12 protein-coding genes are annotated in these 14,827 nt (G+C 43.3%); 5 read left to right on the top strand and 7 right to left on the bottom strand.

Features of this window, described 5'->3' with window-relative positions:
- Positions 1 to 62: 62 nt before the first annotated feature.
- Positions 63 to 2,516: an alpha/beta hydrolase family protein gene (locus N477_RS23500; protein ID WP_063361346.1), complete on the bottom strand. Its 2,454-nt coding sequence runs from the start codon at positions 2,514 to 2,516 to the stop codon at positions 63 to 65.
- 128 nt (positions 2,517 to 2,644) lie between these two features.
- Here N477_RS23500 and N477_RS23495 point away from each other — a divergent pair, with 128 nt between their 5' ends.
- Complete coding sequence (locus N477_RS23495; protein ID WP_063361347.1) at positions 2,645 to 3,724, top strand: hemolysin family protein; 1,080 nt, start codon at positions 2,645 to 2,647, stop codon at positions 3,722 to 3,724.
- Between the two features lie 25 nt (positions 3,725 to 3,749).
- Here N477_RS23495 and N477_RS23490 read toward each other — a convergent pair whose 3' ends face one another.
- A complete protein-coding gene (locus N477_RS23490; RefSeq protein ID WP_063361348.1) occupies positions 3,750 to 4,958 on the bottom strand; it encodes an EAL domain-containing protein in 1,209 nt (402 codons plus the stop codon).
- A gap of 224 nt (positions 4,959 to 5,182) precedes the next feature.
- Here N477_RS23490 and N477_RS23485 point away from each other — a divergent pair, with 224 nt between their 5' ends.
- A complete protein-coding gene (locus N477_RS23485; RefSeq protein ID WP_063361349.1) occupies positions 5,183 to 6,196 on the top strand; it encodes a site-2 protease family protein in 1,014 nt (337 codons plus the stop codon).
- Here N477_RS23485 and N477_RS23480 read toward each other — a convergent pair.
- Positions 6,193 to 7,506 carry a short-chain fatty acid transporter gene (locus tag N477_RS23480; RefSeq protein ID WP_063361350.1) on the bottom strand — a complete coding sequence of 438 codons (1,314 nt, stop codon included), beginning with the start codon at positions 7,504 to 7,506 and terminating at the stop codon, positions 6,193 to 6,195. The genes N477_RS23485 and N477_RS23480 overlap by 4 nt on opposite strands.
- Positions 7,507 to 7,805: 299 nt before the next feature.
- Here N477_RS23480 and N477_RS23475 point away from each other — a divergent pair, with 299 nt between their 5' ends.
- On the top strand, positions 7,806 to 8,030 hold the full coding sequence (locus N477_RS23475) for a hypothetical protein (protein ID WP_063361351.1): 225 nt from the start codon (positions 7,806 to 7,808) through the stop codon (positions 8,028 to 8,030).
- A 124-nt stretch (positions 8,031 to 8,154) separates the two neighbouring features.
- Here N477_RS23475 and N477_RS23470 read toward each other — a convergent pair whose 3' ends face one another.
- Entirely contained in the window at positions 8,155 to 9,063 is a 909-nt protein-coding gene (locus N477_RS23470) for an AEC family transporter (protein WP_063361352.1), read from the bottom strand.
- 153 nt (positions 9,064 to 9,216) lie between these two features.
- Here N477_RS23470 and N477_RS23465 point away from each other — a divergent pair, with 153 nt between their 5' ends.
- Positions 9,217 to 9,588: a YacL family protein gene (locus N477_RS23465; protein ID WP_063361353.1), complete on the top strand. Its 372-nt coding sequence runs from the start codon at positions 9,217 to 9,219 to the stop codon at positions 9,586 to 9,588.
- Positions 9,589 to 9,595: 7 nt separating this feature from the next.
- Here N477_RS23465 and N477_RS23460 read toward each other — a convergent pair whose 3' ends face one another.
- Complete coding sequence (locus tag N477_RS23460) at positions 9,596 to 10,312, bottom strand: 2OG-Fe(II) oxygenase (RefSeq protein WP_063361354.1); 717 nt, start codon at positions 10,310 to 10,312, stop codon at positions 9,596 to 9,598.
- A gap of 29 nt (positions 10,313 to 10,341) precedes the next feature.
- Between N477_RS23460 and N477_RS23455 the strand changes: the two genes are divergently transcribed.
- Positions 10,342 to 10,731 (top strand): acyl-CoA thioesterase, encoded by a 390-nt coding sequence (locus N477_RS23455; protein ID WP_063361355.1) that lies wholly within the window; start codon positions 10,342 to 10,344, stop codon positions 10,729 to 10,731.
- Between the two features lie 40 nt (positions 10,732 to 10,771).
- On the opposite strand, the gene N477_RS23450 is transcribed toward N477_RS23455, so the two are convergent.
- Together N477_RS23450 and uvrA are read right to left on the bottom strand one after the other, a co-directional pair.
- Positions 10,772 to 11,821, bottom strand: a complete 1,050-nt coding sequence (locus N477_RS23450) for a hypothetical protein (protein ID WP_063361356.1) — start codon at positions 11,819 to 11,821, stop codon at positions 10,772 to 10,774.
- 70 nt (positions 11,822 to 11,891) lie between these two features.
- Positions 11,892 to 14,711 carry an excinuclease ABC subunit UvrA gene (uvrA, locus tag N477_RS23445; RefSeq protein ID WP_063361357.1) on the bottom strand — a complete coding sequence of 940 codons (2,820 nt, stop codon included), beginning with the start codon at positions 14,709 to 14,711 and terminating at the stop codon, positions 11,892 to 11,894.
- Between the last annotated feature and the right edge of the window lie 116 nt (positions 14,712 to 14,827).

Here is a 14,827-nt window from a genome sequence, read left to right as displayed (position 1 = left end):
GTTCTAGCTTTTTATTACTTGCACATAAAAAAATAGCAGCACTAAAGTGCTGCTACAAGATTTTATTTACCATACATGTGTTGCCACCACTGTGGTTCATCTTTTAGGTGCTTATCAAAATAAGCGAGCATAGTGTCCCACCATTGGAAACGACGGTCTCTGGCGAAGATCTGATGATCAGCACCTTTATATTCAATCAGCTCGACGTCTTGATTTAACATTTTTAGCGCTGTGTACATAATATGACTTTCGCCAACTGGGACGTTGACGTCAGCGTCACCATGGATCAATAGTAATGGCGTTTTTACTTTGTCAGCATTGAATACAGGGCTTTGTTGGCTGTAAAGCTTGCTGTTATTCCAAGGGTAGCTGTGCTTTGATGCCTCAGCAGAGTACAGGTAACCCCACCAACCGTGACCCCAATATGAAGTCAGGTTAGAAATACCGGCATGTGAAATTGATGCACTGAACATGTCAGTTTTGGTCGCTAAAGTCATTGTCATAAAGCCACCATAAGAGGCACCTAGGTTACCCAAACGCTTTTTATCAACAAACTGATAAGCGTCTAAGAATGCGTCGGTGCCCTCAATGATGTCATCAGCTGCTCTGTTGCCCCAGTCATTAACATGTTTTGCTGAGAAGTCTTGACCAAAACCTGTTGCACCTGATGGTTGTAATACGTAAACAACATAACCGTTGGTTGCCCAGAAGTTAAATGGATAGCGGCCTGTAAACCCGCGAGAAACGGGTGATGTACCACCATAGTAGTAAATAAGCGCTGGGTGCTGCTTATTTTTATCTAAGCCATGTGGAATATAGACACGACCTTTAATTTCAGTGCCAGCTGAATTAGTGAAGTTAAATTCTTCCAGCGTTGCAATTTCAGCCTGTTTATAAGCGATTGGCTGAGAGTCCCAAAGTGTGCTTGCACGATTGTTTTTTACATTTAATTGTACTAGTTTTTGCGGAGTCGATGCCGTAGTACCCGCCGCAATGACGACAGGGCTGCGCTTATCAGCGACACTGTACTTGTCAACAACGTCCATTTTGGTTTTTAGCGATTTGAATTTATTTTTACTTTCATCAAATAAATACAGTTTTTTGCGATCTTCATCTACCGCTTTTAGTACAAGGTCACCATTGTTAAGGACTTTGAATGACTCAATAGAAGGGTCAAACTGTTTGCTTAGTGCTTTGATATCAGTGCCTTGGGTGTTCATCCAAAAGAGCTGAGTATCATAGTTATTTGCCAATATGCCTTCATCAAGCGTGCGGCCCGCACCATTGCCAAACTCGGCACCTGCAGTGACGTAAATGCCATCGTTACCATAACGTGCATCTTTAAAAGTACCGTACTGACCAAGTACTTTGCTGCTATTTGTATTGAGATCAAATTCAACCAGCTCTGTCATGTAATGTGCTGGTGCAGCATAATACTTTGGTGAGCGTGTGGTCAGAATACGGTTATTTTTGGCGTCAAAATCTTTCAGAGAATGGCTGAGTTCATGTTCAGTCACAGCCTGAATAAGCCCCGTGCTGATATCCATTAAATACACTTGGGTAATGTTACGCGCATATGACCAGCGGTCTTCTAACCCTTTGTAATGTTTTACAATCTTATCGCCTTTAGGCGCTGTTTTGGTCCATGAAAAGATCAAGGTATTGTCATTAAAGTATTTAAATCCGCTGGCTCCGTCTAAATCCTCCGCGATGACGGTCTCTTTCAGGGTCTTAACGTCGAGCGTTTTTAATTGCTTGTTTTGCACAAAGACGGCAACTTTAGAGTCTGCTCTCCAGTTTACGGCGTTAGCGCTCACTCCGTTTAGACGATAAATAATGTCACCATCTTCATTGTAAAGTACGGTATCTCGTAGTGCGCTATTGCCTTTGTTATCCTGATAGTGCTGTTGAGTGGCAACATAGTAATTTGCATCAGGTGAGACAGAGATAGCACTGATTGTCGGTGCATCGAAAAGTTGCTTGGCAGAGAGTGCCTTAGTACTTTTGTTGGTAAAGTTAAGTTGGTCGTGCTCGGCAGTGCCAGCAAAATCAACCGCTACTTTTTTCCAGTCACTGACTTGTTCTGCGACGATAAGTAGTTGGTGGTCGCCAGTCACAGCATTGAGCTGATAGTCGCTTTTACCATCAATCTGTTGACCATTTAAAAATACATGGGCTTTTTCGATACCTGCTAGAGTCAGTTTACCTTGTACAAATCGGGTTGTAGAAAACTCAAGTTTGAGTGCCTGTAGTCCACCCATTGTTAACGCATTGACATCAGCAAGCGGTTGCCATTTGATGCGCTCACCAAAGACCTCTAAAGATGCGTTATCTGCACTGAGTTTATTGATTAGCGTATTGACTATGGCTGATTGGTGGCCGGTATGATGCGGCTTAGTTTGAATATTTTGACCAATCGGGCCAATAAATTGTATTTGCTGAGGATCGATTGGCGCTGCGCTAAGTTGCGTAGCTATTGCGGAAAATAGTAAAGTGACCGCGGACTTAAATTTCATAGTATGCGCCTATTGTAGGTAAATAATATGCGGTAATATAACATATTCATAAAGAATGCTATGCGCTGTGCGATTAAATGCTGTACAGCTATGATATAAGTGAATGGTTTTCACGTGAGGAGTAGACCTTGTTTTTGTTAATTAGCTACATGTTATTAGCTATCGCGATTTCTTTTTTGTGTTCGGTAATGGAGGCGGTACTACTGAGTATTACGCCAAGCCATGTTGGGATGATGAAGCAACAGAACCCGACTCTGGCATCACGAGTACAGAAGTTAAAAGAAAATATTGATAAACCTTTAGCGGCTATTTTGACGCTTAACACTGTTGCACACACAGCAGGTGCTGCAGGGGTTGGTGCGCAAGCTGCCGTTGTCTTTGGTGATGCGGCTGTAGGTATTGCATCGGCAGTGATGACCTTATTGGTATTGGTATTATCTGAAATTATCCCAAAAACACTTGGTGCAACATACTGGCGTGCACTGACACCGAGTGTCAGCTTTGCACTGGTATGGATGGTGCGTTTGTTGAAGCCGTTCGTATGGATGTCTGATCAACTGACCAAGCTCATCGGCAAAAAAGGCGATGAGTCCATTTATATTCGCCAAGAAATAGAAGCTATGGCGGAAATGGGCTCTCAAGCTGGTGCACTGCAGGCAGAAGAATCTGCAACAATTCGTAGCTTGCTGCAATTTAGACATGCCAAATTAGAAAACCTGATGACGCCCAGAACGGTACTTTTCAAAGTGCATAAAGATATGACAGTACATGATTATCTTGCTGATCATGGCTCGGTATCATTTTCTCGTGTGTTGGTATTTGATCAGAACAGCGATGATATTGTGGGCTTTGTACATAAAAATGACATTATGCTGGCTTACCACAGGTTGGGTGAAGAGTATAAGATCAGTAAATTAATGAAGCCGCTGTATACGGTACCTGAAACCTTAGCTGCACCCAGCTTGTTCCAAACCTTGTTGGAAAAGCGTATTCATATTGCGTTAGTTGTCGATGAATATGGTGATATTCAAGGTATTGTAACACTTGAAGATTTACTTGAATCTTTGATGGGAATGGACATTGTTGATGAGCGTGAGCAAACCAGCGACATGCAAGCCGCTGCTAAGCAAAAATGGCAGCAACGTGTTGATAATCACAGCCATCTCATTGTCACTGAAAACGAATCAGATGAGCAAGATAAGAAGTAATATTTGGCTCGTTGCGCATTAATCATTAAGGGTTAGAGTTAATCATTCTCTGCCAAGAGTGTATCCAACGCACAAACTCTGACAGGGCTTTTGGTCTACTGATCAAATAGCCCTGCATCAACAAACTAAACTTATATCGCTCTAAGTACTGTAACTCTTCTATTCGTTCAATGCCCTCTGCGACAATATCGAGTTGCTCGTTTTGAGCAATGTCTATCAAGCTATCAACCAACACCTGAGAAAAGCGATCTGATTCAATGTAGGTAATTAAAGAGCGGTCAATTTTTATTTCAGTGAATGGTAATGTCTTTAACTGGTGAATATTGGTAAATCCAGTACCAAAGTCATCTAGGGCGAGGTCAAAACCCCGTAAACGTAGGCGATTGATGGTCTCTAATTGCAAGCTGGTGACAATCGGCTGGTTTTCGGTGATTTCAACAATGACCTCTTGTGGTTTTAAGCGGTTCAACTCTAAGATTAAAGCTAATTTATCTGGACAGCTTGTGTCATTGAGCTGGATGGGCGAGAGGTTAAATGCCAGCTTAAAAGGATAATTTAATTCATTTCTGATCAACTGAAATTCAGTAGCTGCTTTTTCGAAGAGTTGAAAAGTCAGTAAGTTAACCAGATCGAGATCTTCTGCCACACCAATAAAGCGCTTGGGTAGCATGACTTGCCCTTGATCTTTGGAGACGATACGGGCCAGTACTTCAATGCTTTTAATCTGCTTGGTACCACGGTGAACCTTGGGTTGATAAAACGGGGTGATCTCATGTTGGCTAATGGCTTCGAGTAATTTATCTTCCGTGATAGGCTGCTCGTATTCTTCTTCTGTGCCGACAAAGCTATCTAATTTTTTTAAATTTCTTTCGACATCGAGGAGTTGGACTGGTTTAGCGATATTACCGATTAAGTGGGTGCAATGTTGTCTAGCTAAATTAGCCGCAAGATCTATGATGCGATTTTCCATTTCTGAGATGATGATGATGCCACCTGGATAATGTATCTCACCGAGATGACGAATAAACTCCATGCCGTCCATTTCAGGCATATTGAGGTCGGTAAAAATGGCATCAAAAGGGTAGGGAGATTGCTTTATTTTTTCGAGCGCTTTTGTTGCACTGTCGACCGCCGTAATGTGTTCGACATCAAGCTCAGAGAGGATAGCTTGCATCACGATTAAAATTGCTTGAGAGTCATCTACAACAAGTATGCGTCGGCTACGGTTGTTCATAATTTCCTGTCCCTAGGGCTGAATTTCACAGTTGCTCGCTAAGATTTGAAAGCTATTTTCTTACTTGATTTACAAGTATGACCAAATTATTGCAAACAGATCAGAGAGTGTGTCTGTTTAACACCATAAGCGTAGTACAACTTAGCAATAATTCACTCAATCTCTCTTCAATAGACACAGCGAATTAGTGATAATAGGAAAAATTTCACAGTGTAGTGAGCGTGATGACAAGAATTGAACTTCCTATCGGAAGCATGATGGTATCTGTGATGATACATCAGCACAAAGTAATACAAGTGTATAAAGAGCAGCAGTCAGTGCCCATAGAAGAGCATGGCGCGCACCAGCTTAGGGTTGAATTAGATGGACATGAACTACAATTGGATACGTCTGAGTTAAATACCAATGCGCTGGCTGTATCGGTTGATAACGCGCCTTGGCAATGGGTAGAGGTGCCACTTGCAACAGCACAGCAGCGCGGCAACTGGCTCGGTTTAGCTGCGCTGGGATTTAAACTATTTAAAAGTGCCAAAGTGATAAAAGCGGCACTGCTCGGCGCGTCAGTGGCTGGTTATGCATGGTTGTTCTCTTGGCAGTTTGCGTTAATGCTGGTGGCCTGTTTAGTCGTGCATGAATATGGCCATGTTAGAGCAATGAAATACTTTGGACTTAAAACCAAAGGTTTCTATTTGATCCCGTTTGTCGGTGGCTTAGCAATGAGTGAAGACAAGATGACTACGCGCTGGCAAGATGTGATCATTTCTTTGATGGGGCCTGCTTTTGGTCTTTTTACTTCTATTCTGGGTGTGGTTTTATACTATGTGACTGGCGCAGAGATCTTTGCTGGGGTCGCGGTGTTAAGTGCGCTACTTAACCTATTTAATTTACTTCCTATTTTGCCACTCGATGGGGGACATGTATTAAAAAGCATCAGCTTTTCGATGCGCTCTTGGATGGGGCTATTAGCCTGCTTAGGCGGATTGGCATTGGGGTTATGGATAAGTTATGAGTTTGGTTTAATGCTGCTGGCGTTTTTTATTTTTATCGGTAGTGTTGAGATTTTATTGGAATGGCGCAGTAGGCATCACACGCATTTATTGCCTCTAGATAGATATGGTCAAATTGTCTCCGCAGCACTTTATGTCTTGGTCGCTGTTGGTCATATTGCTGTGATGTGGCACTTCGCAGACTCAGATAATGTGATCCTGAGCCTGCCAGTTAAAGTGTTATCCAGCTAAACGAAAGTCAAAATCGCGGCGATAATAACGCCTGTTACAACTAGTTGTAGCAGGCAAAATCCCATAATATCTCGCGCCTTTAATCCCGCTATGGCAAGCACAGGTAATGCCCAAAATGGCTGGATCAGGTTAGTCCACGCATCTCCCCACGCCACTGCCATAGCGACACGAGCAATATCAGCTTCTAAAGCTTGCGCAGCAGGAATGACGATGGGCGCTTGAACAGCCCACTGGCCGCCGCCAGAAGGAACAAAGATATTGACTAACCCTGCACTTAAAAAGCTCCAAAATGGCAAGCTTTGTGCGCTGCTGATAGAGACAAACCCCACTGAAATCTGCTCTGCAAGACCAGTTTTTACCATAATGGCCATAATGCCAGCATAAAACGGGAATTGGACCACGATACCAGCACCGCCTTTGATGGCTTCTTGCAACGCATTGAGGGTGTTTGCAGCCGAGCCATGTAAGAGGATCGCCAGAAATAAAAACAGTGCGATGATGATATTGAGGTTTAGTCCGCCATTTTCCACTATAAAGTAGTGGCCTAAATAGCCACAACCAATGAGCCCTATGATCCCGCCAAGTAACGGACTATGCTCTAAGCGCTCAGCTGGGGTTAAATTAGTTTTAGTCGATGATTGAAGTGCTGAGCGTAACTTTTCCTTATCGATAAATATTTGCTCTTTTTTAGGCGGTAACATGGCGCGGTTTAACAAGGGTAATATGATCAACATGACTGCGAGCAAGATGAGGTTAAAGTACGAAAAAATCGTTTGTTCGGTGGTTAAAATGCCAATTTGAGATTGTGCAAAATGTCCCTCTGAAGCAACTGTTAAGGGCACGGAGCCGGCAAGTCCGCCATGCCAAATGATAAACCCTGAATAGGCGCTGGCGACGAGGACACGATAATCGACCTCAATCTGGCGAGCCAGTGCTTTGGCAAATAACGCGCCGACGACGAGTCCAAATCCCCAATTGAGCCAGCTTGCGAACATGGATACAACAGTGACAAGCAAGATGGCTTGGCCTGGAGATTTTGCACATTTTGCTAATCTGGAGAGGAGTTTGCCGCATAGCTGTGTATTGGCAAGCATAAAGCCTGCGATTAATACCAAGAGCATTTGCATGGCGAAGGTGAGCAAATTCCAAAGTCCAGCCCCCCAGATTTCAATAACCTCACTGGGCGCAGTTGGGGTGAAAAGAGTTGCCATTAGCATCACAAATAGGGTGAGGATGATGACAAAAACAAAGGGATCTGGCAGATAGCGTTCAACGACATTGCTCAGTGGTCGGGTGATCTTATTTAGCATGTGAAAAATCCTGTTTTTATTATTCGACCTACAAAGTGCTTTGCTGCATAGTGGGCGTGCTAAGCTAATATGGTCATATTTGATAATATAACTAACGAAATCACTAATAGTTAGTGTTTTAGACTAAATAAAGTCAGCTAATCTTATTTTTAAATATTTAAGTTATTGATATAATTGAATTAATAAATGTGGCACGTATTGTGGTTAATATTGTTTATAGTGAATGAAGCATGGAGCTTCTGTAAACTCTGTCACAATGTAATGTTATTGGAATAAACATACAACAAAGAGAGGTATTTATGGCAGGACAAGGTTCTGGCGGTAATGTTATTGCAGCAATATGTAATATATTTTTTCCTGGTTTAGGTCAGTTAGTTCAAGGCCGTATTTTGGCTGCGCTTATTTTTGCGATTATTACGTTTGGTGGCTACGCGCTATGGTTTTTAGTGGTGCCAGCAATTATTGCAGCGGTTGTTCATTTATGGGCGATCATCGACGCTGCCAAGTACTCTTCTAGAGAGTAACTTACACCACTCGATTTTACTTTTCTAAGTCAGCTCAGTTGCGTGGATATCGCCATGCACCTGAGCCTAATCAATTATTTTAATATCCCTATCTCCCCGTCGAATTGTATCAATGAGACAAACCTCAAAGTACCAGCCAATAAAGCCAAAAGCTCATAGTTAAAGGGCTTAATAACGTGGACATGACAACGCTACTGGCAAGTGTCGCTTGCGCACAAGCTTGTTGCCTAGCCACAAGGTAAGCATTGACTCCAAGCGGAGATGCGGCCATTAAAGTAAGCACTGAGATCTGCATCGTCGGTAACGCGAGCCCAGAAGCAAACCCCCAGACCATAGCAGGTAAAAGCAGCAGTTTCACGAGGCTTAAAATGAGTGCACTTTGCCATGCTTGTTGCAGTGAATATTGCACCAAACTTACCCCCAGAACAAACAGTGCGCCTGCAATGGCAGGTTTGGCTAGCCAATCCAATCCAGAGAGCATTAATTTAGGAATAGAAAGCTCAAGTGCATTGAGCAACAACCCAAGACTAATACTCAGTACAATGGGGTTGATGAATAAAGGTTTGAAGGTACTGATGAGGGATTGTTTCACCGTACTAGAAAATAAAAAGCTGAGTGCAAACAACAAAGCGCTGTGGAAGGTGATGATCATAAACACCATGGCCCCCGCATCAGTGCCAAGCGCTGCAATTATAACGGGTAAACCAACCAATACAGTATTTGAGTAGGTGCCGCTTAATCCCCACATGGCGGCTTCATTCAGTGCATTTTTATGTGTCATCCATTTTGCAAAGAGCACTAAGAAGTAACAGGTCGCGACAGGGAGATAAAAAGCTAGTAATAGTTTTGCAGATGCCACCTTTGATAGATCTGCTTGGTACATATTAAGAAATAAAAAAACGGGGATCGCCAAGTAAAAAATAAAGCGTCTGAGCCCTTCAAGCTGGTTGGTGGCTATAAAACCGGTTTTACCGCATACAAACCCCGCAAGGACTAAAAATATTAGTGGGAATAGAATTTCAACAGGGGTCATAGCAAAACGGTGCGAGTGAATTAGAGGTGCATTATACGAGCATAAGGGATTTTTTCATGACTTTATTACGGACTTTTTAGTGTGTCATTCCCTTGCCCATTTGAGGTTATTACGCGATATAATAAAACACTGTCCAGTGTGAGTATGAGTAGTATGGAATATCAGTTTATTAGAGATCCAATCACAGGTTATCGTGTGCGAATGTCACAGGAGCATGCGTTAGTTGGGCGCTGGCTCAATGAAGAGCTGGCGATTGCCGATGTAAAGTCCTTTGTCGAGCAAATGAAAAGTATCGTCAGTAGTCAAGATGAGATCCGTATAGAAGGACGTGAAGTCCGTTTGATCTTATCTAAAGACGAAGCCCTGTTTGAAGCGCACTCTTTATATCAAAATGATGTTGATTTATCTCGGTATGAGGATGACTTTTTAGAGCTAGACGAAGATGGGCTTGTTGCAGGATGCGGTTTTGAAGACTTTCAAGCCCTGATGCTAGATTGGCAAGCGTTTACACAGGGCCGAAGATAACTCTAAATTAAGCGGTGGCGTTTTGCGGTGGTGCACCGTATAGACGCTCAGCTCTTTGAAATAACACCCAAGAGGTTAAGATATATTTGTCATTGGACAAAGGCATATTGCCTCTGTGGGTATGCGTGAAGTAACTCGGTGCAATCACCATACTGCCTTGCTTGGGGGCAAGCTTTTTATTTTGATAGAAAAACTCGGTTTCTCCACCATCTTCCACATCATTAAGGTAAAACATAAATAACAGTACGCGGTGTAGTGCTTCATTATGATGGAGCTGTGGGTAAACCTCGCTGTGCCAATATGGGTAGCCGCCTTTGTTAACTGGATATTTTTGTGCCTGAATGGGTCCTAATCTAAACAGCTGCTGTGTCAAGATAGGCAGCTGCGGTTTACCGATTTCTTCGAAGTTATCCATAGTTAGATTGACTGGCTGGCCTGTTTGCGGATGATAGACATTCAAGCCAAATGCACCAAGCATCATAAAATAGTGCTCTTCTATATACTCAAATAAATATTTTGAGGTAGCTTGTTCAATTTCGCGCAGTTGACTCTGATATTCAGGGTGATTATTGAGATACAAATCTTGGCTGACTTTTTTACTGAGATCGACGCCGCCAGACGTTTGTCCTTGAGCTAAATGTGGACTTTCATCAAAGGTTTGCATAAATTTGTTGCAAAACTCTGCACTGAGTGCATTGTCATAAACGCGAATAAAATCAGTCATCTCAATCCTCAAAGGTTATTAGAATTATTATGCTTACAGAAAAAATCATGCCACGCTTTAGTGAAACCGATGTGCTTGGCCATATAAACAATACCGTACTCCCTGTGTGGTTTGAAGCTGCTAGAGCACCTATTTTCAAAATATTTACACCTGATTTAAATCCACATAACTGGAAACTGATTGTTGCCAAGGTAGAAGTTGTCTTCAAAGGAGAGCTTTTTTATGGTCAAGAAGTGGAAGTCAAAACCATGATTGAAAAGCTGGGAAATAGCTCCTTTGTGATTTTGCAGCAAGCTTGGCAGCACGGTGAATGCTGCGCAGAAGGGCGTACAGTTATGGTGCGATATGATTTTGCAAGCAAGTCTTCTGAGCTTTTAAGTGATGCTGAGCGCGAGGCATTGTCAGCGTATCTTTTGTAAAGTGGTCATGTGGCGCTGTATAAACAGCGCCATCTAAGGGTTACTTGGTGGTAATATGTGTTTTAAATTGATGCCCCAGCGCTGCAGAAATACAAGGGAGCACATCGTATTGGTAGCTCGATAAGGTATTGGCATCATCCAATTTGGTGATTTGCAATATCTCATAATCATTTAGCTCTATGATGCGTGTCCCGGGTGCATGCTCACAGCGCGAATGAGAGTCTGCTTCATATTCATAAATAAAATGCGCCAATATACGTTTTAAATGGGTTTCGTATTTCACCGTGTTTTCACTGACGGTAGAGATCCTCACTTTAAACGCTTCAAAGTCCGGATCTTCCTCAACGTTCTCTGCAGGCTCAACTTTTAAGAGATTAACTTCATTGGTTTGCTGGGTTTCATTATATGGCATAGCAACAGTAACTGGTTGGTTACTAATGATTTCAAACCACCCTCTGAGAAATTGGTTTACACCGCCAGACAAGCCTGTGTGTGATAATAGGTTAGCGACTTGTACAAGAATAAATAAGCTAAAAATAAAGCGTAATAGCCCAGTGGTGACAGGGAATTTGTAATCGATAGGTTGCCAAATACGATGCAGGCCAAATGGCCTCAATAATATCAGCGCTAACAAATATAACGGCTGAATAATTTGCAACAGCAACAGCAGTACGATGGTGGTGAGAAAAAACCAGGTTGGCAATGAGAGCAGCACACTGAGGTTGTGACTGTAGGGCAGGGGATCTGAACTGACGCCCGTAATGTCATTGATCATGCCTGCGGCTTGCACTAATGCATAGTTAGCGATAAAGGCATAAAAGAGTAAAATAATCGCTTTACCTGGCAAGCTCTCCCAAAACACTAAAAATTTTGGCCAAAACTCGTAGATCATGGCACACAGTACCAGTACTGCTACCAAGTTAAACCAGCCAGTATTGTCTTGGTTAGCAAAGATAATGGCGTAGATACTGATAAATAGGGACGAGAAGTAAAGTCTTTGCGGTGTATTCAGTGAGTGCCAAAAACGCTCAAAAGGGGCACTGATCTTGTTAGCTGTTTGCTTAACTGTGGTCCATGCGGGGTGATTCATTGTTATTTTAATTCCCTACTGTTTAAAACTAAGTTGCAGTGGTAAATGTATTACCACTGCAACTGAATAGTTATAACATAGGGCTAAGATAACGACCAGTGTGTGATTGCGGGTGTTGCGCGACGTCTTCAGGCGTGCCTGATACTAAAATTTGCCCACCACCTGAACCACCCTCAGGGCCAAGATCGACAATCCAGTCTGCAGTTTTGATCACATCTAAGTTATGCTCGATGACGACCACGGTATTGCCATGGTCGCGCAAGCGATGCAGGACGACCAATAATTGTTGGATATCATGGAAGTGCAAACCTGTGGTTGGCTCATCAAGAATATATAGAGTTTTACCTGTATCACGCTTCGAAAGCTCTCTAGCCAACTTAACTCGCTGAGCTTCACCACCTGAGAGCGTTGTTGCTGCTTGACCAAGTCGGATATAAGACAAACCAACATCCATCAATGTTTGTAGCTTGCGTTTAATCGCTGGGATCTTATCAAAGAACTCCCGTGCATCTTCCACCGTCATCTCGAGCACTTCATGAATGTTTTTACCTTTATAAAGTACCTCAAGTGTTTCACGATTGTAGCGTTTGCCTGTACATACATCACAAGGGACATACACATCCGGTAAAAAGTGCATTTCAACTTTTAATACGCCGTCGCCCTGACAGGCTTCACAGCGTCCGCCTTTTACATTGAAGCTAAAGCGTCCGACTTTGTAGCCGCGAGAGCGTGCCTCTTGCGTACCAGCAAACAACTCTCGGATCGCGGTGAAGATCCCAGTATATGTTGCTGGGTTAGAACGTGGTGTGCGGCCAATTGGGCTTTGATCAATGTCGATGACTTTATCGAAGTGATCTAAACCTTGAATGTCTTTATGCGGTGCAGGCTCGGACACGGTGGCACCGTTTAACGCGCGATGTGCAAGTTTGAAAAGGGTGTCGTTGATCAGCGTTGATTTACCTGAACCAGATACGCCTGTGACACACGTCATCAAACCGAATGGGATCTTCAAATCGACATTTTTTAAGTTATTCCCTGTGGCTCCAAAGAGCTCTAACCATTTTTCGTTTGGTTGGTGGCGCTCCTGTGGCACAACAATTTGCTTGGCACCCGCCAAGTATTGACCTGTTAACGAGTCTTTGTTTGCAATGATGTCATCACGAGAACCTTCGGCAACCACATGGCCGCCGTGCACACCTGCGCCTGGGCCAATATCGATAATGTGATCAGCTGCGCGAATGGCATCTTCGTCATGTTCAACTACGATAACCGTATTACCCAAATCACGAAGATGTGTAAGTGTACTAAGGAGTCTGTCGTTATCTCTTTGATGTAAGCCTATGGAAGGCTCATCGAGGACGTACATGACACCAACTAGACCTGCACCAATTTGGCTTGCCAGCCTGATCCTTTGCGCCTCACCCCCTGATAGGGTATCCGCACTGCGTTCGAGTGAGAGATAGTTCAGACCCACATTAATTAAGAAAGACAGTCTGTCGCGGATCTCTTTGAGTACCTTTTCTGCGATTTGTGCTTTTTGACCTGACAAAGTGAGATCTTCAAAGAACTGACATGCTTCGCCAATGCTCATGGTAGTCACGACCGGTAGATTGGTATCACCAATAAATACATGTCTTGCTTCTTCTCTCAATCGCGAGCCATTACAGCTAGGACAGGCTTGGCTGGTTTGGTATTTAGCGAGCTCTTCACGCACTGAGGTAGACTCAGTTTCGTGATAACGGCGATTCATATTATTTAAAACGCCTTCAAACTCATGATTGCGGGTGATTAAGTCTCCGCGATCATTGCGGTAACTAAATGCGATCTTCGTTTTACCAGAGCCTTCTAATACGACTTTTTGTGCGGATGCAGGTAGCTCACCAAACGGAATGTCTAAATCGAATCCGTAATGTTGTGCAACCGACGTCAGCATCTGAAAATAGTAGAAGCTGCGTTTATCCCAGCCCTTGATCGCGCCACCTGCAAGACTAAGCTCTGGGTTTTGCACGACGCGATTGGGGTCAAAGTATTGTCTTACACCTAGACCATCACAGCTTTGGCACGCACCTGCCGGGTTATTAAATGAAAACAGGCGAGGTTCTAACTCGGTCATGGCATAGCCACAGGTTGGGCAGGCAAAGTTGGCAGAAAAAATTAAATCTTCTGCATCCGGGTCATCCATACTGGCGATTTGCGCAATACCATCTGCTAATTCAAGTGCTGTTTCAAAGGACTCGGCTAATCGCTGTTGTAGACCGTCTTTTACTTTAAAGCGATCAACGACGACTTCAATAGTATGCTTTTTGTGGAGTTCCAATGTGGGTGGATCAGAGAGATCGCATACCTCTCCATCAATACGTGCTCGGATAAAGCCTTGGCTGGCAAGCTGCTCCAACAGTTTTACGTGTTCACCTTTACGGTTTTTCACCACGGGTGCGAGCAACATAAGTTTGCTGCCCTCTGGCTGAGCAAGTGCTGTATCTACCATCTGGCTGACTGTTTGCGCTTTAAGTGGCAGATCATGTGTTGGACAGCGCGGCTCACCGACTCGGGCGAATAACAGTCTTAGATAGTCGTAGATCTCAGTAATAGTACCCACTGTTGAGCGTGGGTTGTGCGACGTAGACTTTTGCTCGATGGAGATAGCCGGAGAAAGTCCTTCGATGTGATCAACATCAGGTTTTTCCATCAAGGATAAAAACTGTCTTGCATAAGCGGAAAGAGACTCGACATAGCGTCTTTGGCCTTCGGCGTATAACGTATCGAAAGCAAGAGAAGATTTTCCTGAACCAGACAGTCCAGTAATAACAATTAACTTGTCTCTTGGGATAGTTAAAGAGATGTCTTTGAGGTTGTGCGTACGCGCACCTCTTACTTCTATTTTATCCATAGTGGCCTTATGTGAATCTCATGTGCTTGCAACCATTATTTGGTACGTATATCCCGATTTGTGGTGTTTGCTATTTCACTGTTGTGAAATGTGTGTTCTTTGATACGTACTTAATT

Origin of the sequence: Pseudoalteromonas luteoviolacea H33-S (assembly GCF_001625695.1) — a bacterium.
Lineage (GTDB): Bacteria > Pseudomonadota > Gammaproteobacteria > Enterobacterales > Alteromonadaceae > Pseudoalteromonas > Pseudoalteromonas luteoviolacea_B.
Note: the sequence above shows the minus strand (reverse complement) of the source record. Positions and strands in the feature narration are given on the sequence as shown.